Source organism: Companilactobacillus allii, from assembly GCF_001971585.1.
Lineage (GTDB): Bacteria > Bacillota > Bacilli > Lactobacillales > Lactobacillaceae > Companilactobacillus > Companilactobacillus allii.
Window position 1 is genome coordinate 128,022 of record NZ_CP019323.1, and the last position, 19,894, is coordinate 147,915.

34 protein-coding genes are annotated in these 19,894 nt (G+C 36.4%); all 34 read right to left on the minus strand.

Going from position 1 to position 19,894, the window contains the following annotated elements; genetic code table 11:
• Window positions 1-89 precede the first annotated feature (89 nt).
• The 34 genes from BTM29_RS00660 to rpsC all read right to left on the minus strand — a co-directional run bounded on the left by BTM29_RS00660 (window position 90) and on the right by rpsC (window position 19,884).
• Window positions 90-833 carry an ABC transporter ATP-binding protein gene (locus BTM29_RS00660; RefSeq protein WP_076613661.1) on the minus strand — a complete coding sequence of 248 codons (744 nt, stop codon included), beginning with the start codon at window positions 831-833 and terminating at the stop codon, window positions 90-92.
• Window positions 834-837: 4 nt separating this feature from the next.
• Complete coding sequence (locus BTM29_RS00665) at window positions 838-1,839, minus strand: ABC transporter substrate-binding protein (RefSeq protein ID WP_076613662.1); 1,002 nt, start codon at window positions 1,837-1,839, stop codon at window positions 838-840.
• A 13-nt stretch (window positions 1,840-1,852) separates the two neighbouring features.
• Window positions 1,853-2,614, minus strand: coding sequence for an ABC transporter permease (locus BTM29_RS00670; protein WP_076613663.1), 762 nt, complete (start codon window positions 2,612-2,614; stop codon window positions 1,853-1,855).
• Window positions 2,583-2,879, minus strand: a complete 297-nt coding sequence (locus tag BTM29_RS00675; RefSeq protein WP_076613664.1) for a thiamine-binding protein — start codon at window positions 2,877-2,879, stop codon at window positions 2,583-2,585. Before BTM29_RS00675 ends, BTM29_RS00670 begins: the two co-directional genes overlap by 32 nt.
• 260 nt (window positions 2,880-3,139) lie before the next feature.
• Window positions 3,140-3,703, minus strand: a complete 564-nt coding sequence (locus tag BTM29_RS00680; protein ID WP_076613665.1) for an SOS response-associated peptidase — start codon at window positions 3,701-3,703, stop codon at window positions 3,140-3,142.
• A gap of 30 nt (window positions 3,704-3,733) precedes the next feature.
• Window positions 3,734-5,062 (minus strand): dihydrolipoyl dehydrogenase family protein, encoded by a 1,329-nt coding sequence (locus BTM29_RS00685; RefSeq protein WP_076613666.1) that lies wholly within the window; start codon window positions 5,060-5,062, stop codon window positions 3,734-3,736.
• A gap of 214 nt (window positions 5,063-5,276) precedes the next feature.
• Window positions 5,277-5,669: a 30S ribosomal protein S9 gene (rpsI, locus tag BTM29_RS00690; protein ID WP_076613667.1), complete on the minus strand. Its 393-nt coding sequence runs from the start codon at window positions 5,667-5,669 to the stop codon at window positions 5,277-5,279.
• A gap of 13 nt (window positions 5,670-5,682) precedes the next feature.
• Entirely contained in the window at window positions 5,683-6,126 is a 444-nt protein-coding gene (gene rplM / locus BTM29_RS00695) for a 50S ribosomal protein L13 (RefSeq protein WP_076613668.1), read from the minus strand.
• A gap of 127 nt (window positions 6,127-6,253) precedes the next feature.
• Entirely contained in the window at window positions 6,254-7,000 is a 747-nt protein-coding gene (gene truA, locus BTM29_RS00700; RefSeq protein WP_076613669.1) for a tRNA pseudouridine(38-40) synthase TruA, read from the minus strand.
• Window positions 7,001-7,003: 3 nt separating this feature from the next.
• Window positions 7,004-7,801 (minus strand): energy-coupling factor transporter transmembrane component T family protein, encoded by a 798-nt coding sequence (locus BTM29_RS00705; protein ID WP_076613670.1) that lies wholly within the window; start codon window positions 7,799-7,801, stop codon window positions 7,004-7,006.
• Window positions 7,802-7,805: 4 nt separating this feature from the next.
• The gene (locus BTM29_RS00710) at window positions 7,806-8,657 is read right to left on the minus strand and encodes an energy-coupling factor transporter ATPase (RefSeq protein WP_076613671.1); all 852 of its coding nucleotides are present in this window, start codon (window positions 8,655-8,657) and stop codon (window positions 7,806-7,808) included.
• The gene (locus BTM29_RS00715) at window positions 8,633-9,466 is read right to left on the minus strand and encodes an energy-coupling factor transporter ATPase (protein WP_076613672.1); all 834 of its coding nucleotides are present in this window, start codon (window positions 9,464-9,466) and stop codon (window positions 8,633-8,635) included. The genes BTM29_RS00710 and BTM29_RS00715 overlap by 25 nt, the downstream gene beginning before the upstream one ends.
• A gap of 178 nt (window positions 9,467-9,644) precedes the next feature.
• Complete coding sequence (gene rplQ, locus BTM29_RS00720) at window positions 9,645-10,025, minus strand: 50S ribosomal protein L17 (RefSeq protein ID WP_076613673.1); 381 nt, start codon at window positions 10,023-10,025, stop codon at window positions 9,645-9,647.
• 30 nt (window positions 10,026-10,055) lie between these two features.
• A complete protein-coding gene (locus tag BTM29_RS00725; protein ID WP_076613674.1) occupies window positions 10,056-10,994 on the minus strand; it encodes a DNA-directed RNA polymerase subunit alpha in 939 nt (312 codons plus the stop codon).
• Between the two features lie 63 nt (window positions 10,995-11,057).
• Window positions 11,058-11,444 carry a 30S ribosomal protein S11 gene (rpsK, locus tag BTM29_RS00730; RefSeq protein WP_025023834.1) on the minus strand — a complete coding sequence of 129 codons (387 nt, stop codon included), beginning with the start codon at window positions 11,442-11,444 and terminating at the stop codon, window positions 11,058-11,060.
• A gap of 22 nt (window positions 11,445-11,466) precedes the next feature.
• Window positions 11,467-11,832, minus strand: coding sequence for a 30S ribosomal protein S13 (gene rpsM / locus BTM29_RS00735; protein ID WP_076613675.1), 366 nt, complete (start codon window positions 11,830-11,832; stop codon window positions 11,467-11,469).
• 23 nt (window positions 11,833-11,855) lie between these two features.
• On the minus strand, window positions 11,856-11,972 hold the full coding sequence (rpmJ, locus tag BTM29_RS00740; RefSeq protein WP_010018546.1) for a 50S ribosomal protein L36: 117 nt from the start codon (window positions 11,970-11,972) through the stop codon (window positions 11,856-11,858).
• A 29-nt stretch (window positions 11,973-12,001) separates the two neighbouring features.
• Window positions 12,002-12,220 carry a translation initiation factor IF-1 gene (gene infA / locus BTM29_RS00745; RefSeq protein WP_010018544.1) on the minus strand — a complete coding sequence of 73 codons (219 nt, stop codon included), beginning with the start codon at window positions 12,218-12,220 and terminating at the stop codon, window positions 12,002-12,004.
• Window positions 12,221-12,315: 95 nt separating this feature from the next.
• On the minus strand, window positions 12,316-12,969 hold the full coding sequence (locus tag BTM29_RS00750) for an adenylate kinase (RefSeq protein ID WP_076613676.1): 654 nt from the start codon (window positions 12,967-12,969) through the stop codon (window positions 12,316-12,318).
• 14 nt (window positions 12,970-12,983) lie between these two features.
• Window positions 12,984-14,279 (minus strand): preprotein translocase subunit SecY, encoded by a 1,296-nt coding sequence (gene secY, locus BTM29_RS00755; protein ID WP_076613677.1) that lies wholly within the window; start codon window positions 14,277-14,279, stop codon window positions 12,984-12,986.
• Entirely contained in the window at window positions 14,279-14,719 is a 441-nt protein-coding gene (rplO, locus tag BTM29_RS00760) for a 50S ribosomal protein L15 (protein WP_076613678.1), read from the minus strand. Before rplO ends, secY begins: the two co-directional genes overlap by 1 nt.
• A 28-nt stretch (window positions 14,720-14,747) precedes the next feature.
• On the minus strand, window positions 14,748-14,933 hold the full coding sequence (gene rpmD / locus BTM29_RS00765) for a 50S ribosomal protein L30 (RefSeq protein ID WP_025023839.1): 186 nt from the start codon (window positions 14,931-14,933) through the stop codon (window positions 14,748-14,750).
• Between the two features lie 17 nt (window positions 14,934-14,950).
• Complete coding sequence (gene rpsE / locus BTM29_RS00770) at window positions 14,951-15,451, minus strand: 30S ribosomal protein S5 (RefSeq protein WP_076613679.1); 501 nt, start codon at window positions 15,449-15,451, stop codon at window positions 14,951-14,953.
• 18 nt (window positions 15,452-15,469) lie between these two features.
• Window positions 15,470-15,835: a 50S ribosomal protein L18 gene (gene rplR / locus BTM29_RS00775; RefSeq protein ID WP_076613680.1), complete on the minus strand. Its 366-nt coding sequence runs from the start codon at window positions 15,833-15,835 to the stop codon at window positions 15,470-15,472.
• Window positions 15,836-15,868: 33 nt separating this feature from the next.
• The gene (gene rplF, locus BTM29_RS00780; protein WP_076613681.1) at window positions 15,869-16,399 is read right to left on the minus strand and encodes a 50S ribosomal protein L6; all 531 of its coding nucleotides are present in this window, start codon (window positions 16,397-16,399) and stop codon (window positions 15,869-15,871) included.
• Window positions 16,400-16,430: 31 nt separating this feature from the next.
• Entirely contained in the window at window positions 16,431-16,829 is a 399-nt protein-coding gene (rpsH, locus tag BTM29_RS00785; RefSeq protein WP_076613682.1) for a 30S ribosomal protein S8, read from the minus strand.
• A gap of 28 nt (window positions 16,830-16,857) precedes the next feature.
• Entirely contained in the window at window positions 16,858-17,043 is a 186-nt protein-coding gene (locus tag BTM29_RS00790) for a type Z 30S ribosomal protein S14 (RefSeq protein WP_076613683.1), read from the minus strand.
• An 18-nt stretch (window positions 17,044-17,061) separates the two neighbouring features.
• Complete coding sequence (rplE, locus tag BTM29_RS00795; protein ID WP_076613684.1) at window positions 17,062-17,607, minus strand: 50S ribosomal protein L5; 546 nt, start codon at window positions 17,605-17,607, stop codon at window positions 17,062-17,064.
• Window positions 17,608-17,623: 16 nt separating this feature from the next.
• On the minus strand, window positions 17,624-17,866 hold the full coding sequence (gene rplX / locus BTM29_RS00800) for a 50S ribosomal protein L24 (protein WP_076613685.1): 243 nt from the start codon (window positions 17,864-17,866) through the stop codon (window positions 17,624-17,626).
• 32 nt (window positions 17,867-17,898) lie between these two features.
• On the minus strand, window positions 17,899-18,267 hold the full coding sequence (gene rplN, locus BTM29_RS00805) for a 50S ribosomal protein L14 (protein WP_057766345.1): 369 nt from the start codon (window positions 18,265-18,267) through the stop codon (window positions 17,899-17,901).
• A gap of 31 nt (window positions 18,268-18,298) precedes the next feature.
• The gene (gene rpsQ / locus BTM29_RS00810; RefSeq protein ID WP_076613686.1) at window positions 18,299-18,574 is read right to left on the minus strand and encodes a 30S ribosomal protein S17; all 276 of its coding nucleotides are present in this window, start codon (window positions 18,572-18,574) and stop codon (window positions 18,299-18,301) included.
• Between the two features lie 22 nt (window positions 18,575-18,596).
• The gene (gene rpmC, locus BTM29_RS00815; protein ID WP_076613687.1) at window positions 18,597-18,791 is read right to left on the minus strand and encodes a 50S ribosomal protein L29; all 195 of its coding nucleotides are present in this window, start codon (window positions 18,789-18,791) and stop codon (window positions 18,597-18,599) included.
• Window positions 18,781-19,212, minus strand: coding sequence for a 50S ribosomal protein L16 (gene rplP, locus BTM29_RS00820; RefSeq protein WP_025023850.1), 432 nt, complete (start codon window positions 19,210-19,212; stop codon window positions 18,781-18,783). Before rplP ends, rpmC begins: the two co-directional genes overlap by 11 nt.
• A 3-nt stretch (window positions 19,213-19,215) precedes the next feature.
• Window positions 19,216-19,884 carry a 30S ribosomal protein S3 gene (rpsC, locus tag BTM29_RS00825; protein WP_076613688.1) on the minus strand — a complete coding sequence of 223 codons (669 nt, stop codon included), beginning with the start codon at window positions 19,882-19,884 and terminating at the stop codon, window positions 19,216-19,218.
• Window positions 19,885-19,894: the final 10 nt, after the last annotated feature.

Sequence of the window (19,894 nt, forward strand, 5' to 3'; positions counted from 1 at the left end):
TGGAAACATATTGTAACAGGGTACGTTCAGTTTTTGAATATAAAGCAAAAGAAACCGACATTTACGTATGTAAATATCGGCTTTTTGTTTCAATTGCTTTGTAAGGTATTAAGTATTTCTTTCTTATAACTCAAAAAATCATTAGAAACCAGGAAATCATCGATATCATATCCAGATTTGTTGATCCTGACACTATCCAAACCATCATATTGACTTCCCTTTAGAATATAAACTCTATTAGAAAGTTTAATGGCTTCATCTATATCGTGAGTAATGAATAAAGTTGTTAAATCCAAATCTTTATGAATTTTCAAATACCATGATTGAATTTCAGATTTAGTAAAGGTATCCAAGGCACTGAAAGGTTCATCCAGTAAAATCAAATTGTTGGAGAACATGTACGTCCTAAGCAACGCAATTCTCTGTCTCATCCCTCCGGATAATTCATTAGGATACGCCTTAGCAACAAACTCAAATCCAAATTCATTCAATAGCTCATTTACTTTAGACATTGCTACTTTCTTATTAATACCCTTTAAAAGTAGTGGTAAAGCAACGTTTTGCTCAATTGTTTTGTAAGGCAATAACAAATCCTTTTGTAGCATGTAAGATACTCGACCAGGATTATTAATGATGGATTTACCATCCAAAAATACATTACCCAAACTAGGTTCCAATAATCCGGCTATAATATTGAATAATGTAGATTTACCCACTCCACTTGGACCAACAATGCTGACTATCTCCCCAGTATCAACGTACAGGTTTAAGTTATTCAGTATTTTCTTATACTCAAAATTCTTGGAAATATGTTTCACTTCTAATTTAGACATTTAATTACTCCGGCAAATACTTATTGGTGAATCCAGTATTTACTGGGATTCTTTTATCAATCAACTTACTATCATCTAGCCAATTATAAAAATTATTCCATCGTCTAGGTTCAATATATCCAAATTTAGATCCTTCTGCCTTATATTGTCCAGAAATCCATTTTTGACTGGCATTGACTAACTTACTATCTAATTCCGGAACTTGTTGTACAAGTATATTACCGGCAGACTTAGGATGGTTTATTGCGTACTCATAACCCATTGTTGTGGCTTTCATAAACTTTTTAGCAATCGTTGGATTATCCTTTAAAAATTTATTATTTGAAATAATTACTGGTGTGTAATAATCAAACGTTGAATTCAGATCTTTAAAATAAAAATAGTTTACTGGCACTTTTTCCAAATTAGCAGAAATTCCACCCCAACCATAAAATACCCATATTGCATCAGCTTGTTTCTCTTTCAGTGCTTTTGGTTCGTCAACAATATTATTGGGAATCATCTTCAGATCACTATAATTACCACCATCTTTTTCCATAACATTTTTTAACATGGCCTTTTCAATTGGAGAATCCCATGTGGCGTATGTCTTATGCTCCAATTCTTTTGGATGAGTAATATTATCATCCTTTCGAGACATGATTCCCGAAGTATTATGCTGTAAAATTGCCGCCACTGCTGTTATAGGTAAAGGTTTCTTTGATGCAAAATTAGCCGCTAGCGTATCTTGGGCTGAAATACCAAAATCAGCCTTACCACTAGCAACAATGGTACTAGCATCACCATCTGAAGGTTGAACAATTTTTACATCTAATCCCTGCTTCTTAAAATAACCTTTTTTCTGTGCAACATACAAACCTGTATGATTAGTATTAGGCGTCCAATCCAGGACTATGGTTACCTTTTTTAAATTATTTTTAATCGATTTATTTTTATTGGTACATCCACCCAAAATTAAAAATAAACCCAAGCTTAAAATAATTAATAATTTAATTCTATTCTTCATATCGTCCCCTTAATTAATCCTTTTTCCATGGCATACTTAATCTTTGAATCACATTTATCAACCCAACTAATAACAAACTTAAAACTGAAATCAAAAATATTACTGCAAACATTTTGTCAAAATTATATGATTTACGCACTCTGGTCATATAAACACCTAATCCAACAACTCCTCCAAGCCACTCTGAAATCACTGCGCCGATCACAGAGTATGTAACAGCTACTTTCATAACTGCAAAAAAATCATCCAAGCTTGATGGTATTTTTATATGCCAGAAAATTTGTATCTGACTTGCTCCCATAGATCTTAATAATCTAACTTCATCCTGATCAATTGACGAAAATCCATTCAACATTGCAATTGAAACGGGAAAAAATATCGTAATGATAATTAACACTACTTTTGGCATAATTCCAAAACCAAACCACACCGTTAATAACGGAGCAATGGCAATAGTTGGGATAGTCTGAGTAAGTACCAATATTGGATATAACGCTTCTTTAACGCGTTTAAATCGATCCATTATCAAAGCTACTATAATTCCTAGAAACATCCCTAATATCAAACCATACGCCGCTTCAATCAAAGTTATTCTGGCATGAAACATCAACAAGCTAAAATCATTGATAAACGCTTGTATTACCTGCAATGGAGTCGGCAACATAAAATCTGGAACCCATTCAAATAAAGTAACAAATTCCCAGATACAAAATATTGTTATTATTGAAAATATTGCATAGACATTAATGCCTATGTTTCTTTGTTTTCTTTTCAATACTCAATACTTCTCCCTTTGGGTTATAAACAACCTTTATATAAGCAGAAACGCTTGGTGCACCCGCTTCAATAGCAATAATTTGACATTGTTTAACTACTTCCATTAATTCATCATAATTACCCTCAATAGATGTTTCAAAAGCACCTACCTGATAAACAAGTCCTGTACTAGCGATATAGTCTATAACTTCGTCGACAATTTCGATTATTTCTTGCTTAGAGTTAACACCTGGTACAACTTGGATGGCTACACTGGCTTCCATTGATTTCCTCGCTCATAATTAAAATTTAAATAGTCCAAATCTTTTCCACAAGTGGACAACTTTATTGAATTATCAAAGTTTACTTTAGGTACATTTTACTGTCAATTTAGTTTAAGAAATAATATTTCCCTAAAATATTGCTTAACACCTTGTCATACCTGACTTTTTAATACAAATATATTCAAAATATTATATTAACTGCTTTTTCAGTATAAAAATAGCTCTACGAATTATTAAAAAATAATTCGTAGAGCTATTATTTATACATTATTTGCTTTTAATACTGGCATTGAAGATTTCAAGAAATCAATTGCAAATTTCTGATCATAAATCCACGAATTGATTTGATTTTTTTGCAGTATCAAAGGCATTCTATCATGAATTTTTACCACCGACTCATTAGGCTCAGTCGTTAATAATACACTACATTGAGCCCCATCAAATTCTTTATAGAAACCAGCAATAAAAAGTGAATCCGGATCATCACTGTAGTTAAAACTGTGCTTAACTTTATCCTTTGACCATTCAAAGAAACCTGTAGTGGGAAATACACATCGCCGATTCATAAACGATTCATTAAACATTGCCTTTTGCATGACAGTTTCTGAACGTGCATTAATAATAGACTGTCCCTTTTTGAAACCGGGAAATCCCCATTTCATGGTCACAACCTTAACACGATTATCCCCTGCACTAACAATTGCAATTTTATCAGTTGGATAAACTTCACCGATTTTTGGATCATAGCCATCGTCCACTGCTAGCTGATATATTCGCTGCATTTCATCATTATCATTAGGCTGAAACATGAATCGTCCACACATATTAGTTCCTCTTTATTTTTTATAAATTATTTAAATTCGACCCATCACATCTGAACTGATTGAAGGGAATAGACTCACAATTCTACCAAGTTGCTCTGAATCCAACTTCAATTCAATAATTGGTAACAGTGTATTTATAACATCATCAGCTTTGTCACTGACCTCGGTTACACCAACTAATTTGTTATCCTTGTCATAAATGAATTTGCTCTCAGCAATTGGTTCATTATCTACTTGATAATACCAATCACCTGTTAAATCAGAATCCACAATCTTATATCCCTTCTGAACTCCCTCTTCAACAGTTACACCAGCCTGTGCAATTCTTGGAGAAGTGAATGTGACAGTTGGAATCACTGGATAAACAATCGGTCCAGTAGTAACACCTGAGAACAATTTCATAAGATATGTTGATTCAAATACTGCTGTAGGTGTGAGCCTTGGTTGAATCTTATCAATAACATCACCAGAAGCATAAACATTATCCACATTTGTTTGAAGGTGATCATTTACAATAATTCCATGTTTATTACATTTAACACCAATTTTTTCCAAACCAATTTTTTCAATATTAGGAATTCTACCAGTAGCATCCAAGACCCAATCTGTTTGAATCTTTTGACCATCACAAGTAACTATTATATCAGCACCAGATTCTTCCAGTGAAGTTATTTTCGCATTTTCTACAAAAGTAACTCCTCTTTTTTTAAGATCATCCACAACTTTTTGAACAAATGGTTGGTGAAATTCTCTCAAAGCCATTTCATTGTGCATAAGTACAGTAACCTTACTACCGGCAGCATTTGCAATTGTTGCAAATTCCATACCAATATAACCAGCACCCATGATAACAATATTCTTTGGTAATGACTTCAGGTTCATGAAGTTCTCACTATCATGTGCCAAATCATCTCCTGGAATATCTAATCTATTTGGTCTTAATCCTGTTGATACAACTATTTTGTCTGCAGTTACAGTAACATTTCCATCTACAACCACTGTATGTTGATCCTTAAATATTCCGTGTCCTTTAACAATATCAATACCGACACTCTTCATCAAACCACTAATCATTGGGGGAAGCTGATCTATTAAATCCTGCTTGTGTTTCAAACTCTTTTCCCAATTTATTTGAATATTTCCTTCCAATTCGTTGGAATTTTCAATTTCTCTACTTATCTTAACTGGTTGATCCAAAGTTATTTTTGCATTACAACCTTTATTGGGACAAGTTCCACCAATTAAGCCGCTCTCAACAACTGCAACTTTGCAGCCAGTTTTTGCTAGAGGAATCGCTCCATCAAATGTTCCGTGCCCTGCACCAATATATAAAACATCATAGTCATATTTGTTTGTCATAAATTGCATCTCCAATAAAAAATTATAAGTAACAAATAAAATGTATAATACTCCCATAATTAAAACAAAGAATTGAACTGGAAGAATTTAAGAATTACAAGCACAATTGCGATCCAACAGCATCACACATTAACAATATCTACAATTTGTCTAAAATTTTGGACAAAAAAAAAACACCCACAAAGTAGGTGTCCAACGGTAATATCTGGATATATTAACGTTTTGAAAATTGTGAAGCTTTACGAGCTTTCTTAAGACCTGGCTTCTTACGTTCCTTCATACGAGGGTCACGTGTTAAGAATCCTGCTGCTTTAAGAGTAGGTCTAAAGTCTGGATCGACATTAAGAAGTGCTCTAGCAATACCATGTCTGATTGCTCCAGCTTGTCCTGAGAAGCCACCACCGTTAACGTTAGCAATAACGTCATAGTTAGCAACTGTTTCAGTAATATCTAATGGTTGTTTCATATCAGCAATCAAATTGTCAAAAGGAATGTAATCTTTGACATCACGCTTGTTGATAGTAATTTTTCCGTCTCCGGGAACTAATAGAACACGGGCTGTTGAGTCTTTACGACGGCCTGTTCCAGCATATGATACTTGTGCCAAAATGTTTTCCTCCTTAAATTAGTTTGTTGATATCCAACTCTTCTGGATTTTGTGCTTGGTTCTTGTGTTCTGGACCTGCATAAACATGCAACTTCAAAATTTCTTGACGACCAAGGCTGTTCTTAGGTAACATACCGCGGATTGAGTCTTCAACAAATGATACTGGTTTTGTTGCTCTCTTCTCGCCGGCACTAATGCTCTTTAAACCACCTGGATGGTCTGAATGAGAATAATAAATCTTTCCCTTAGCTTTTTTACCTGTTAATTTAACTTTATCTGCATTGATGATAATAACATTATCACCTGTATCAACGTTAGGTGTGTAAGTTGGCTTGTTCTTACCTCTAAGAATTGAAGCTACAACTGATGAAAGTCTACCTAAAACGACATCTTCACCATCAATTACATACCATTTACGTTCAACTTCACTTGCTTTTGCTAATGGTGTTGTACGCACTTTAAATTCCTCCAGTTTCTACGTCTGTTTGACACTCAATAAGTTTCCGGGGCTCATCGTGGGGCAAACAATACCAACAACAATAATACTTGGTATTGTGCAATAAGTCAATAATTATCCACAGGTTTTATTCATAAAATACCTGTTTTAAATATAGTCCACTTGCGGGTGCGGTTCCACGTGCCTCTTGACGGTCCTTAACTTCAAATAATCTCAAAAAATCGTGAACATCTCGTCTGCCATTACCAATCTCCAGTAAAGTAGCAACAAGGATTCTTACCATATTATATAAGAAGCCATTTCCGGTAAACTCAAAAATCAATTCATTTTGCGATTCCACATATTGTACCGTAGCTGAGTAAATTGTGCGAATTTTATTTTCAATTACCCCACCAGATGCCGCAAAACTTGTAAAATCATGTTCACCTGTTAGATCCTGTAAAGCAACCTCAATTTTTTTAATATCGATTGGATATTGATAATGCCCTGTGTAAAACCTTTTGAACGGATCAGTATAATATCCACAATCTACACGATATTGATATGTTTTCTTCTTAACGCCATACCTTGCATGGAAAGTATTATCCACAATTTCTGAGTTTTCCACAATTACATCTAAAGGCATCAATGAGTTAATTGCTCGTAACATATTTTCAGCCGGCATATTGCCCGGATAATCAAAATGAATAACCTGACCCTTTGCATGTACCCCTGCGTCAGTCCTACCAGACCCATATACTTCGACATGGATTCCTTTAGTCATCTTTGCCAAGGCACGTTCAATGACCCCTTGAACAGTTCTCATATCAGGTTGTCGTTGGAATCCATGAAATTTAGTACCGTCATAGGCAATGGTTAACTTGTATCTTATCATAAATTAATAACTCCGAATCATTAATAAAATTATTGTAATGAGAATCATCACAATAGCAGCAACTGTATCTCTTTTTTCCCACTTTAAAATACGATATTTACTTCGACCCTCACCATCTTTATAACCACGTGATTCCATGGCAATTGCCAGATCATAAGCAATCGAAAAACTACTAACAAATAAAGGAATTAGGATCGGTACAAAGGATTTAATACGCTTAATTAGTCCACCTTCACCAAAGTCAACACCACGTGCTCTTTGTGCATCCATAATTTTAGTTGTTTCATCGATCAACAAAGGCACAAAACGTAATGCAATCGACAACATTAAAGCTACTTGTGTTACTGGAAATTTAATAGCTTTCAGTGGTTTCAAAATGCTCTCGATTGAATCGGAAATCTCAATTGGAGTTGTGGTTAATGTTAATAACGTTGAAACAAATATGATCAAAACAAAACGGACAAAAATATATGCGGATATTATCATACCTTCCTTAGAAAGAGTCAATATTCCAAAACTCCATAAAGGATCATTGCTAGGTGTAAAAAACATTTGCAATAATACAGTAAATAATATCAACCAAAACATCGGTCGTAATCCTTTTAGAAAGAATCCCAAATTAATTTTAGATAAATACACAGCAAACAAAACAAACAAAAGCAAAAATCCATAAGATAGTACATTGTTTGCCAAAAATACAATTCCAATAAAATAGAATGTAATTAAAAATTTTCCACGAGGATCAAGTTTATATATCAACGAGTCTCCCGGTAAATATCTCCCAAGAATTAATTTATTCATTTAGTCACCCATTAATTTGTCGTTTTATTTCAGTAGATAACTCATTTAGAGTTATCGGTAATTTGTCAAAATGAAATTGTCCTTGCGCTAATTTTTGTGCAAAACTAGCACTCTGAGGTAATGTCAAAATATCGTCTGTTAATAACTTTTGATTATTAAATATTTCAGATGGTGTTCCCTCACTGATTTTTCTACCATCATGCATAACAATAACATTATCTGCGTAATCTGCTACATCATCCATATTGTGAGTTATCAATATAATAGTTTTACCTTGTTTTTGTAGATCCTTAAATAACTTCATTATTTCTTTTCGTCCAACTGGATCCAATCCAGCAGTGGGCTCATCTAAAATAATCGTTTCAGGATTACTTGCCAGCACCCCAGCAATTGCTACACGTCGCATTTGTCCACCAGATAGATCAAATGGAGATTGACTTAAGTATTTCTTATCCAAACCAACAAGTTCAATCATATCATGTGCAGCAACTTTTGCATCGGATTCTGACACTCCAAAATTCATCGGACCAAACATCACATCTTTTTCAACAGTATCCTCAAAGAGTTGGCTCTCTGGAAACTGGAATACCATGCCAACGTTCTTACGAAGTGATTTAAGATTCTTATTATTTGTTTTTGAATCAATAATCCTATCTCCAACAACGACAGAACCACTTGTTGGCTTCAATAGTGCATTAATATGGCGAACTAACGTGGATTTACCACTACCAGTTTTACCAATGATCGCAGTAAAATCATTATTTTTTATATCCACAGAAACATTGTCCAATCCCAGTGATGCTGATGGATTATTTGCTTCATATGCGTGTGTTACATTTTTGAAGATAATTTCCATATACTATTCACCAATTCCTCTTCATTTAGAAAGCCCTCAGGCAATTTAAAGTCAGTTCTTAATGATTGTGCCAGCTTACTAGAAAAAGGCTCCTCCAGCCCAAATTTGGTTAATTCAGAGCCAAGATCGTATATTACCTCGGGTAAACCGTCCTTCACAACTTTTCCATCATCAATTATAACAATTCGTTCTGATAATTGAGTCTCTTCTATATCATGAGTTATGGAAATAATAGTCATATCTTGTTCATCTCTTAGTCGTTTAACTAGATCTAATACAGTTTTTCTGCCTTTAGGATCAAGCATACTAGTTGATTCATCCATAATAATAATTTGAGGCTTAGTTGCCAGCACACCGGCAATTGCCACACGTTGTTTTTGACCACCGGATAACGATTGAGGATCACGCGTTTTATAGGGTAACATATCAACCATATCAAGTGCATGATTAACCTCTTCAACCATTTCTGGTCTAGGTACTCCTTGATTCTCAAGTCCAAAAGCTACATCGTCTTCAACTGTGGCTCCAACAAATTGATGATCAGGATTTTGAAATATTATTCCAATTTTTTTACGAGCTTCCCAAATATTATCTTCATTAATAATTTGACCATCAATTTCAATAGTTCCAGAATCCGCTTCTATCAAACCGTCGATTAATTTTGTTAATGTCGATTTACCACTACCATTTTTCCCGACAATTGATAACCATTCATTAGATTTAACATCCAGTGATAGATGATCAATTGCTGGAGAGCCTGATTCAGGGTATGTATACGTTATGTCTCTAATTGAAATAATGTTATCCATAATATCTCCTTGAAATGTACTAAGTACATCATAGCAAAAAAAATTGAGTAAAAAAAAATCATTCGATAAATTAGTGTTTCGTTTTACCGAAATCTCAGAGATAGACTTGGCTATTTGCATAACCATCATCTTAACACTCACTAATTTATCAGAATGACTGATTTTAATAAACTTATTATTAAACTAATTCAATAATAACCATTGGAGCTGCGTCGCCACGGCGAGGAACAGTCTTCAAGATGCGTGTGTATCCACCATTACGTTCTTTGTAACGAGGTGCAATATCACTAAACAACTTTTGAAGTGCTGATTGAACAACAACTGCATCGTCTTCTTCAGAAATGTTAGCAACTTCGTTTCTAACATATGAAGCAGCTTGACGGCGAGCATGAAGATCTCCGCGCTTACCAAGGGTAATCATCTTTTCAGTTGTACGGCTGATTTCCTTAGCACGAGTTTCAGTTGTAACAATACGTTCATTAATAATTAAATCAGTAGTTAAATCACGTAACATTGCTTTTCTTTGAGAACTTGTACGTCCTAATTTACGGTAGCCCATGTCTATACCTCCTGTTTGAATTTCAGACTATTAGTCTTCTTGTCTCAATGACAATCCAAGATCAGCTAGCTTTTCTTTAACTTCAACTAATGATTTACGTCCAAGATTACGAACTCTCATCATATCAGCTTCAGATTTTTCATTAAGCTCTTGCACAGTATTAATACCGGCACGCTTTAAACAATTGTATGAACGAACTGATAAGTCCAATTCCTCAATTGTCATTTCAAGCTTCTTCTCTTTTTGTGTTTCTTCTTTTTCGATCATCATATCGGCGCTCTTAGCTTCTTCTGTAAGATTAACAAAACTCTTTAAGTGCTCTGTTAAAATCTTGGCAGACAAACTAATAGCTTCTCGTGGTCCAATTGAACCATTCGTCCAAATATCTATTGTTAATTTGTCGAAGTCGTTTCTCTTACCCACACGAGTGTTTTCAACTTGATAGTTAACTTTATCTACTGGTGTAAAAATAGAGTCAACTGGTAAAACACCGATAGGTGTTTCATCTGTTTTATTTTGTTCTGCAGGAGTATATCCACGACCATTTTTAATTGTCATTTGCATGTGGAAGTGTCCACCCTCAGCAACAGTACAAATAAATTGTTCTGGATCGAGGATTTCCAAATCATCATCAGCTTTTATATCTTTGGCTGTAACAGTAGCGGGACCGACAATGTCGATTTCAGCTTTTAAGCTGTCTTCAGCATAAGATTTAAGGTTTAAGTCTTTAACATTAAGCACAATTTGTGTAACATCTTCGACTACACCATCAATAGCTGAGAATTCATGCAATACACCATCTATTTGAATATCAGATACCGCTGTTCCAGGTAATGATGCCAATAGAACTCTACGTAAAGAGTTTCCTAAGGTTGTACCATAGCCTCTTTCCAACGGTTCGATAATATACTTGCCGTAATCATTGCTTTCTTCAACTGCAGTGATAGTTGGCTTTTCAAATTCGATCATTCGGTTAGTTCCCCTTTCAAAACGAAATGTGTGTAGCTTAGTTCATATGGGTATAAAACCATTCTATACACGACGACGCTTTGGAGGACGTGAACCATTATGAGGAACTGGAGTAACGTCACGAATTGCTGTAATTTCCAAACCAGTAGCTTGTAATGAACGAATTGCAGCTTCACGACCTGAACCAGGACCCTTAACAGCTACTTCAACAGTTTTCATACCATGTTCCATTGATTCTTTTGCAGCAGCTTCACCAGCCATTTGTGCAGCAAATGGTGTTGATTTACGACTACCCTTGAATCCTAGTGCACCAGCTGATGACCATGAAACGGCATTACCGTTGACATCAGTAATCATAACTAGTGTATTGTTGAATGTGGAGTGGATATGTGCAACACCAGATTCAATATGCTTCTTAGTACGGCGCTTACGACCTTTACTTTGTGCCATGAATTAACCTCCTATCTGTTAATTACTTCTTCTTACCCGCGATAGATACTTTCTTACCCTTACGAGTTCTTGCATTGTTCTTTGTGTTTTGTCCTCTAACTGGCAAACCACGACGATGTCTCATACCACGGTATGAACCAATTTCTTGTAGTCTCTTAATGTCCATGCTTACTGAACGACGTAAGTCACCTTCGACACGAATGTTGTCAACTTCTCCACGAATCTTTTCTTCTTGATCAGGAGTTAAGTCTCTTGTTCGAATGTCTTCTGACACGCCGGCATCTTTAAGCACTTTTTGGGCTGTTGTATTACCAATACCAAAAATGTATGTTAAGGCAATAACGATTCTCTTATCACGAGGTAAATCTACACCTGCTATACGAGCCATTAATTGCACCTCCTATATTTTTATTATCCTTGTCTTTGTTTGTGCTTTGGATCTGCAGAGCAAATAACCATAACGCGACCGCGTCTTTTAATTACTTTACAGTGTTCGCACATAGGTTTAACGGATGGTCTTACTTTCATGTTGGAACCTCCATTCCATTAAAATCATATTATCTATATCTATATGTAATTCTTCCCTTGGTTAAATCATAAGGGGATAATTCCACGGTAACTTTATCACCGGGTAAAATTCTAATGTAGTGCATACGGATTTTACCTGAGACATGAGCCAACACAGTTGCCCCATTTTCAAGCTTTACCTTAAACATCGCATTAGGCAATGTTTCTGAAATTGTACCTTCTACTTCAATGACATCTTCTTTTGCCAAAGATATTAACCTCCATCGGGATGAAATTCATTTGCATATACCGCAAGATTATACAATAATCTCGCAATCATGTAAACAAATAAAAGTAAAAAGTCTTACAGACTTTGTAAAACTTTCTTTACTTCTTTATAAACTTCATCTATTTCTTGTTCACCATTGACTTTATGTAACAAGTTTAACTTGTCATAAAAATCTATTAATGGTGTATTCATTTCAATATTAACTTTTAATCTGTTCTTAACTGTTTCTGGCTTGTCATCCTCACGCTGGAAGAAGTCATGTCCGCCACAGACGTCACATGTTCCTTCAACCTTTGTTGGATTGTAAATTTTATGATAAGTTGCTCCACATTTTGAACAAATATATCTTCCAGATAAACGATCAACTAATGCTTCAGGCTTTACGTCTATATAGATGACAGCATCTATAGGTTTGCTTACATTCTTTGCAATTGTCTGTAAAGCATTTGCCTGTTCAAGAGTTCTCGGAAATCCATCAAGCATATATCCGTTCTTTTGAACATCATCTTTAGCTAAACGTTCTTCAACGATAGCTTCAGTGACGTCGTCAGGAACCAACGCACCTTTATCCATAAAACTCTTGGCTTTAAGACCAACTTCAGTTTTATCGGACATGGCTTGTCTGAACATATCTCCAGTAGAAATATGTTCAACTTTAAAATCTTCAACAATCTTTTCAGCTTGAGTACCCTTACCAGCACCAGGTAACCCCATCAATACAATATTCATTGTCACATCTCCAATTATCTAATAAACCCAACGTATTCACGTTTCATTAAAAGACCTCTTAATTGTCGATCCATCTCTAGAGCAACACCAACGATAATCAATAAACTCGTACCACCTAATCCGATGGATTGAGGTAAATTGAATAAGTTAGCTGCCAATAATGGAAGCAATGAAACAAGTCCTAAGAATACTGAACCAACCGTTGAAAGTCTCATAAGGACACCTGACATGAACTTGATAGTTTCATTACCAGGCCATACACCAGGGATATAAGCACCCTGTTTCTGTAAGTTTTCAGCAAGCTTCTCAGGATTTACTTGAACAAATGCATAGAAGAATGTAAATAACACAATCAACAATGTATATAGTAATGATCCTGTTGTCGTTTGCATACTAAATATTTCAGTTAATACCTTGTACCATGCATCTTCACTATGATTTGCTTGAAAAGCCATCAAAATAGTTTGTGGCGTAACAATAAATGAACTAGCAAAGATAACTGGAATAACTCCAGCAACGTTAACTTTTAGTGGTAGGAAACTTTCGCTACCACTTCCAGCTGCACGTCTTGTATATTGTATTGGAATCCTTCTATTTGCCTGTTGAACGTAAGTTACGAACAAGACGACAACTAGAATTGCAATGGCCAATCCAACCATAAATCCAATATTTTTTGCGAGGTCCGCAGAATCAGCACTAATGATATTGTCACGGTAAATTTGGTAAATCCCATTTGGGAATCTAGCAATAATACCAGCAAAGATAATCACTGACACACCATTACCCAGACCTTTATCAGTAATCTGTTCACCAATCCATGTAAGAAGCATTGTACCACCGGTTAAAATAATACCGATTGTAACAAACGCTCTAACGTTTGGTGACTTAACAAGTCCCAAACCACTTAATTGGTTAAATCCAGCAGTGATACCGATTGATTGAACAAAACCTAAAACAATCGTCAAATATCTCGTTACTTGATTTAGTTTTCTACGACCAACCTCACCTTGTTTACTCCATTCAACGAACTTAGGCACGATGTCCATCTGTAACAGTTGAACAACGATTTGAGCAGTAATGAATGGGGAAACTCCCATTGAGAAAATGGAATAATTTGAAAGACCACCACCAGTTACGGTATCCAATAGGGGAACTAACCCTGAGGAACTAACTTTGTCCATTGCGGCAGCATTAACACCAGGTACCGTAATTTGTGATCCTAAACGGTAAATAACAAGTAACATCAAGGTAAATAGGATCTTTTTACGAATCTCCTTTACCTTTAGAGCATCTCTGATAGTTCCAAGCATTAGATCACCTCTACAGTTCCACCAGCAGCTTCGATTGCTTTAGTAGCAGCGTCAGAGCTTTTAGCAACTTTTACAGTTAACTTAGCACTAACTTCACCATTTGCAAGTAATTTGACACCGTTATATTCTTTCTTAACGATTCCGGCTTCTTTTAATGTATTGATATTAACTTCAGCACCGTCATTGAACTTGCTTAGGTCTTTAAGGTTTACAATAGCGTATTCCTTGCGGTTGATATTGTAGAATCCACGTTTTGGCATACGACGGAACAATGGCATTTGTCCACCTTCGAAACCAATACGTGTTTTACCACCTGATCTAGCTAATTGACCTTTTTGTCCACGACCAGAAGTTTTACCTTGGCCACTTGAAGTACCACGACCAAGACGTTTTCTTGAATGTCTTGAACCAGCACTTGGTTTAAGTTCGTTTAGTTCCATTATTGCACCTCCTAATCTTTAAGAATTATTAATCTTTAACTTCTTCGACACTTACTAAGTGAGCGATTTTAATTACAGCACCGCGAATAGCAGGATCATCCGGCTTAACAACAGAACTATTAACTCTTCCGAGTCCAAGTTCTTTAACAATTGTACGTTGAGCAGGAAGGCGGTGAGCTGCACTTCTAATAAGAGTAATCTTAAGTTTAGCCATTATTACACACCTTTCTTCTAGTTAAGCAAGTTTTGAGCTGAAATTCCGCGCATTTCTGCGACACTTTCAGCAGTCTTAATTTGTTTTAGACCTTCGATTGTAGCACGAATTACGTTAATTGGTGTATTTCTACCAAGTGACTTACTTGTGATATCACCAACACCGGCTAATTCAAGAACGGCACGAACAGAACCACCAGCGGCGATTCCAGAACCTTCAACAGCAGGCTTTAACATAATTTTACCGGCACCGAATCTGCCGATTACTTCATGAGGAATTGTTGAACCAACCATAGGAACATTGATTAGATTCTTCTTGGCATCCTCAACAGCCTTACGAATAGCTTCGGGAACTTCTTGAGCTTTACCTGTACCGAAACCGACGTGACCATTCTTGTCACCAACGATTACGATAGCAGCAAAACGTAGACGGCGTCCACCTTTAACAACCTTAGTAACACGGTTGATTGAGACAACGCGATCTTCTAGTTCGAATTGAGATGGATCGATATATGTCATAAATTTGGTTTCCTCCTTCTAGAATTTTAGCCCATTTTCACGAGCTGCTTCAGCAAGACTTTGTACACGACCATGATAGATATATCCACCACGATCAAATATAACATCACTTACTTTAGCTTCATTAGCTCTTTGTGCAACTAATGCACCAACAGCTGAAGCTTGTTCAACTTTTGAACCGTCTTTGACTTCTTTATCAAGAGTTGAGGCACTTGCTAGCGTTACACCCTTTACGTCATCAATCACTTGAGCGTAAATGTTTTTATTAGAACGGAATACATTTAAGCGTGGGCGCTCAGCAGTACCAGAGATTTTACCACGAACACGTTTTTGGCGCTTTTGACGTGCTTTGTTTTTATCTGGTTTTGAAATCACAATATTCACCTCATAGAATTATTAGTACTTAATAAGTACTTATTACTTACCAGTCTTACCTTCCTTACGACGTACATATTCGCCAACATAACGAATACCTTTACCCTTATATGGTTCTGGGGAACGTACGTCGCGAATCTCAGCAGCAAATTGACCGACTTTTTGCTTGCTAATACCAGAAACGTTAATTTCAGTATTTGAAGGAGATTCAATTTTAATACCTTTTGGTGCATCCATAACAACAGGATGTGAGTAACCAACTGAAAGTGTTAATACGTCACCTTTAACTTGTGCACGGTAACCAACACCTCTAAGTTCAAGTTTCTTTTCAAATCCTTCAGTAACACCAAGGATCATGTTGTTTAGATTGGCACGCATTGTACCATGAAGAGCTTTGTCGTTGTCATTTGAACGAGTAAACTTAGCTTCATTTCCTTCAAGAGTTAACTTGATTTTTGAATCAAAGTGTCTTGTTAATTCACCCTTAGGGCCCTTAACAGTAATGTCTTCATCTTTTTGTGTAACTGTAACACCAGCTGGTATTTCAATTACTTTATAACCGATACGACTCAAATTAGTGCACCTCCTTGTCTTTTAAAAATTTCTACCAGATATATGCAAGTACTTCTCCACCCACATGCTTTGCGCGAGCGTCTTTATCAGTAACTACACCGTCTGAAGTTGAAAGAATAGCGATACCTAATCCATTAAGAACCTTTGGTACGTTATCTGAGTCAACATAGCTACGTAGACCTGGTCTTGAAATACGTTTCAAGCCTGAAATTACGCGTTGTTGATCTTTTCCATATTTCAAGAAAATACGAAGTACACCTTGTTTATCATCATCGATAACTTCGTAATCTTTGATAAATCCTTCATTCTTCAAAATCTCTGTCATACTCTTCTTAATGTTAGAAGCAGGTACTTCTAGAGATTCATGTTTAACCATATTTGCGTTACGGATACGTGTTAGGTAATCCGCGATGGGATCTGTCATGACCATTTAATTTACCTCCTTTTTAGAATTAATTCTACCAACTAGCTTTTCTCATGCCAGGAATTTGACCTTTATGTGCCAAATCGCGAAGGCAAATACGGCAAAGCTTAAATTTACGATATACAGAATGTGGACGACCACAACGTTCGCAACGTGTATATGCTTGTGATGAGAACTTAGCAGGTCTATGATTACGTACAATTTGAGATGTCTTAGCCAATGAATTTGACCTCCTTTATTATTTTGTGAATGGCATTCCGATTTGTGTTAACAATTCACGTGATTCTTCGTCTGTGTTAGCTGTTGTAACAATAACGATATCCAATCCACGAATCTTATTAACCTTATCATAGTCAATTTCTGGGAAAACCAATTGTTCCTTAATACCTAATGTGTAGTTACCACGACCATCAAATGAACGTGTACCAACACCACGGAAATCACGAACACGAGGCAATGCAATGTTGATTAGCTTGTCAAGGAAGTCATACATACGGTCACCACGAAGTGTAACCTTAGCACCGATTGACATACCTTCACGAAGTCTGAAACCAGCGATTGATTTCTTAGCTTTTGTGATTAAAGGTTTTTGACCAGCAATTAGGCCTAATTCTTCAACTGCTTCATCAAGATTCTTTGAGTTAGCAATTGCGTCACCAACACCCATGTTCAAAACAATCTTATCGATCTTAGGTGTTTGCATAACTGATGTGTAATTGAATTTTTCCATCAATGATGGTGTAATTTCTTTTACATACATTTCTTTTAATGCATTAGTAGCCATTTAGTTTTCTCCTTTCTTATTTATCTTCTTTGTCAGTTGATTTACTTACAACTTTAACGTTAGTTGCGCTAATAGGTTTCTCAACGTCAACGATTCCGCCTTGGGGTTGTGTATTACTTGGCTTAGAGTGTTTCTTTACGACGTTTACGCCTTCGACGATAACTTTGTTGGCTGAAGGGATAGCTTGTTTAACTACGCCTTCTTTGCCTTTGCTATCACCAGAAATAATTTTAACGTTGTCTCCAGTTTTTACAAACACTATTCAGCACCTCCTGAATTTGATTGATCTTTTTATAGCACTTCTGGTGCTAATGAGACGATCTTCATAAAATCGTTATCACGTAGTTCACGAGCAACGGGTCCGAAGATACGAGTTCCTCTAGGTGTCTTGTCAGCGTTAATAATAACCGCAGCGTTCTCATCAAATCTGATGTAAGAACCATCTGTACGGTGAGCACCGGACACTGTTCTTACGATAACAGCCTTAACAACGTCACCTTTTTTAACAACGCCACCTGGTGTTGCTTGTTTGACAGTAGCAACAATAACGTCTCCGATATTAGCTGTCTTACGGTTTGAACCACCAAGAACTTTAATAGTTAGAATTTCACGAGCTCCAGAATTATCTGCAACTTTTAGACGACTTTCTTGTTGAATCACTTCTTGGTCCTCCTCTCATCAGTAATTGTTTCTAGATAATAACTGCTTTTTCGACGATTTCTAATAAACGGAAGCGCTTTGTCTTTGACAAAGGTCGAGTTTCCATGATACGTACAACATCGCCAGTCTTTGCTTCGTTCTTTTCATCTTGAACGTAGTACTTCTTTGAATACTTAACACGCTTCTTGTATACAGGGTGGTTCTTGTATGTTTCAACAACAACTACGATAGTTTTGTCCATCTTGTCTGATACAACGCGGCCTTGATATACTTTACGGCTGTTACGGCTTTCTTGTTTTTCGCTCAACTTGAGATCTCCCTTCCTTTTATTAGTTTTCGTTATTCTTTTGACTTTGAACCGTTCTTAATCTTGCAATGTTTTTTCTAACAGCCTTTAAACGGGCTGTGTTTTCCAATTGGCCAGTGGCCTGTTGGAAACGCAAGTTGAACAATTCTTCTTTATATTCGTTAACTTTATCTTGCAATTGAGCAGCAGTTAGCTCTTTGATTTCACTAGCCTTCATCAGCGCCACCTACTTCCTCACGTTTTACGAACTTAGTTCTAACTGGTAATTTGTGAGATGCAAGTCTCAATGCTTCGCGGGCTACCTCTTCAGGAACGCCACCGATTTCGAATAAGACTTTTTCACGCTTTACAGGAGCTACCCAACCAGCAGGTGCACCTTTACCATTACCCATACGAACTCCGACACCTTTTGCAGTGTATGATTTATGAGGGAAGATTTTAATCCAAACCTTACCACCACGCTTCATGTAACGAGTCATAGCAACACGGGCTGCTTCAATTTGTCTATTTGAGATCCAACTTGAGTCAAGTGACTTCAAACCGTAATCACCAAAATCAACATTCTTACCACCCTTAGCTTCTCCGCGCATCTTGCCACGGAATTCACGACGGTGTTTTACACGTTTTGGTACTAGCATAGATTATTCTCCTTTCCCTTCAGTTTTTTCTTGATTATGACGCTTTTCAGGAAGAATTTCACCACGGTAAATCCAAGTCTTAACACCTAAATTACCATATTGTGTGGCTGCTTCTACCCATGCATAATCAATATCTGCACGCAATGTGTGTAGAGGAACAGTTCCCTCTGTATGCCATTCTCTACGAGCCATATCGGCACCGTTTAAACGACCAGAGATTTGAACTTTGATACCCTTTGCACCTGCACGTCTTGAACGTTGAACGGCTTGTCTTTGTGCACGTCTAAATGCAATACGAGCCTCTAGTTGACGAGCAATGTTCTCACCAACAAGTTTTGCATCCAAATCAGGTTTCTTGATTTCAATAATATTAATATGAATGTTTCTGTTAACTAATTTGTTTAGTTGGTTACGTAATTTTTCAACTTCAGATCCACCTTTACCAATGACCATACCAGGTTTAGCTGTATGAATTGAAACGGTAACGTTCTTTGCAGTACGTTCGATTTCGATTCTTGATACGGAAGCATTTGATAGTTTGTCTTCAATATACTTACGAATCTTAAGGTCTTCATGTAAAAATGTTGAAAAGTCTTTTTCTGCATACCATTTGGCATCCCAGTCTCGGATAACACCAACACGGAATCCGACTGGATTAATCTTTTGACCCACTCAAGTTACC

Excerpts from the sequence above, each read along its gene's own strand:
- BTM29_RS00660 (WP_076613661.1), bottom strand. The coding sequence starts at position 833 with ATGTCTAAATTAGAAGTGAAACATATTTCCAAGAATTTTGAGTATAAG.
- BTM29_RS00665 (WP_076613662.1), bottom strand. The coding sequence starts at position 1,839 with ATGAAGAATAGAATTAAATTATTAATTATTTTAAGCTTGGGTTTATTT.
- BTM29_RS00675 (WP_076613664.1), bottom strand. The coding sequence starts at position 2,879 with ATGGAAGCCAGTGTAGCCATCCAAGTTGTACCAGGTGTTAACTCTAAG.
- BTM29_RS00680 (WP_076613665.1), bottom strand. The coding sequence starts at position 3,703 with ATGTGTGGACGATTCATGTTTCAGCCTAATGATAATGATGAAATGCAG.
- BTM29_RS00685 (WP_076613666.1), bottom strand. The coding sequence starts at position 5,062 with ATGACAAACAAATATGACTATGATGTTTTATATATTGGTGCAGGGCAC.
- truA (WP_076613669.1), bottom strand. The coding sequence starts at position 7,000 with ATGATAAGATACAAGTTAACCATTGCCTATGACGGTACTAAATTTCAT.
- BTM29_RS00705 (WP_076613670.1), bottom strand. The coding sequence starts at position 7,801 with ATGAATAAATTAATTCTTGGGAGATATTTACCGGGAGACTCGTTGATA.
- BTM29_RS00710 (WP_076613671.1), bottom strand. The coding sequence starts at position 8,657 with ATGGAAATTATCTTCAAAAATGTAACACACGCATATGAAGCAAATAAT.
- BTM29_RS00715 (WP_076613672.1), bottom strand. The coding sequence starts at position 9,466 with ATGGATAACATTATTTCAATTAGAGACATAACGTATACATACCCTGAA.
- rplQ (WP_076613673.1), bottom strand. The coding sequence starts at position 10,025 with ATGGGCTACCGTAAATTAGGACGTACAAGTTCTCAAAGAAAAGCAATG.
- BTM29_RS00725 (WP_076613674.1), bottom strand. The coding sequence starts at position 10,994 with ATGATCGAATTTGAAAAGCCAACTATCACTGCAGTTGAAGAAAGCAAT.
- rpsK (WP_025023834.1), bottom strand. The coding sequence starts at position 11,444 with ATGGCACAAAGTAAAGGTCGTAAGCGCCGTACTAAGAAGCATATTGAA.
- rpsM (WP_076613675.1), bottom strand. The coding sequence starts at position 11,832 with ATGGCTCGTATAGCAGGTGTAGATTTACCTCGTGATAAGAGAATCGTT.
- rpmJ (WP_010018546.1), bottom strand. The coding sequence starts at position 11,972 with ATGAAAGTAAGACCATCCGTTAAACCTATGTGCGAACACTGTAAAGTA.
- BTM29_RS00750 (WP_076613676.1), bottom strand. The coding sequence starts at position 12,969 with ATGAATATTGTATTGATGGGGTTACCTGGTGCTGGTAAGGGTACTCAA.
- secY (WP_076613677.1), bottom strand. The coding sequence starts at position 14,279 with ATGCTTGGAACTATCAGAGATGCTCTAAAGGTAAAGGAGATTCGTAAA.
- rplO (WP_076613678.1), bottom strand. The coding sequence starts at position 14,719 with ATGGAACTAAACGAACTTAAACCAAGTGCTGGTTCAAGACATTCAAGA.
- rpmD (WP_025023839.1), bottom strand. The coding sequence starts at position 14,933 with ATGGCTAAACTTAAGATTACTCTTATTAGAAGTGCAGCTCACCGCCTT.
- rpsE (WP_076613679.1), bottom strand. The coding sequence starts at position 15,451 with ATGACATATATCGATCCATCTCAATTCGAACTAGAAGATCGCGTTGTC.
- rpsH (WP_076613682.1), bottom strand. The coding sequence starts at position 16,829 with ATGGTCATGACAGATCCCATCGCGGATTACCTAACACGTATCCGTAAC.
- rplE (WP_076613684.1), bottom strand. The coding sequence starts at position 17,607 with ATGGCTACTAATGCATTAAAAGAAATGTATGTAAAAGAAATTACACCA.
- rpmC (WP_076613687.1), bottom strand. The coding sequence starts at position 18,791 with ATGAAGGCTAGTGAAATCAAAGAGCTAACTGCTGCTCAATTGCAAGAT.
- rplP (WP_025023850.1), bottom strand. The coding sequence starts at position 19,212 with ATGCTAGTACCAAAACGTGTAAAACACCGTCGTGAATTCCGTGGCAAG.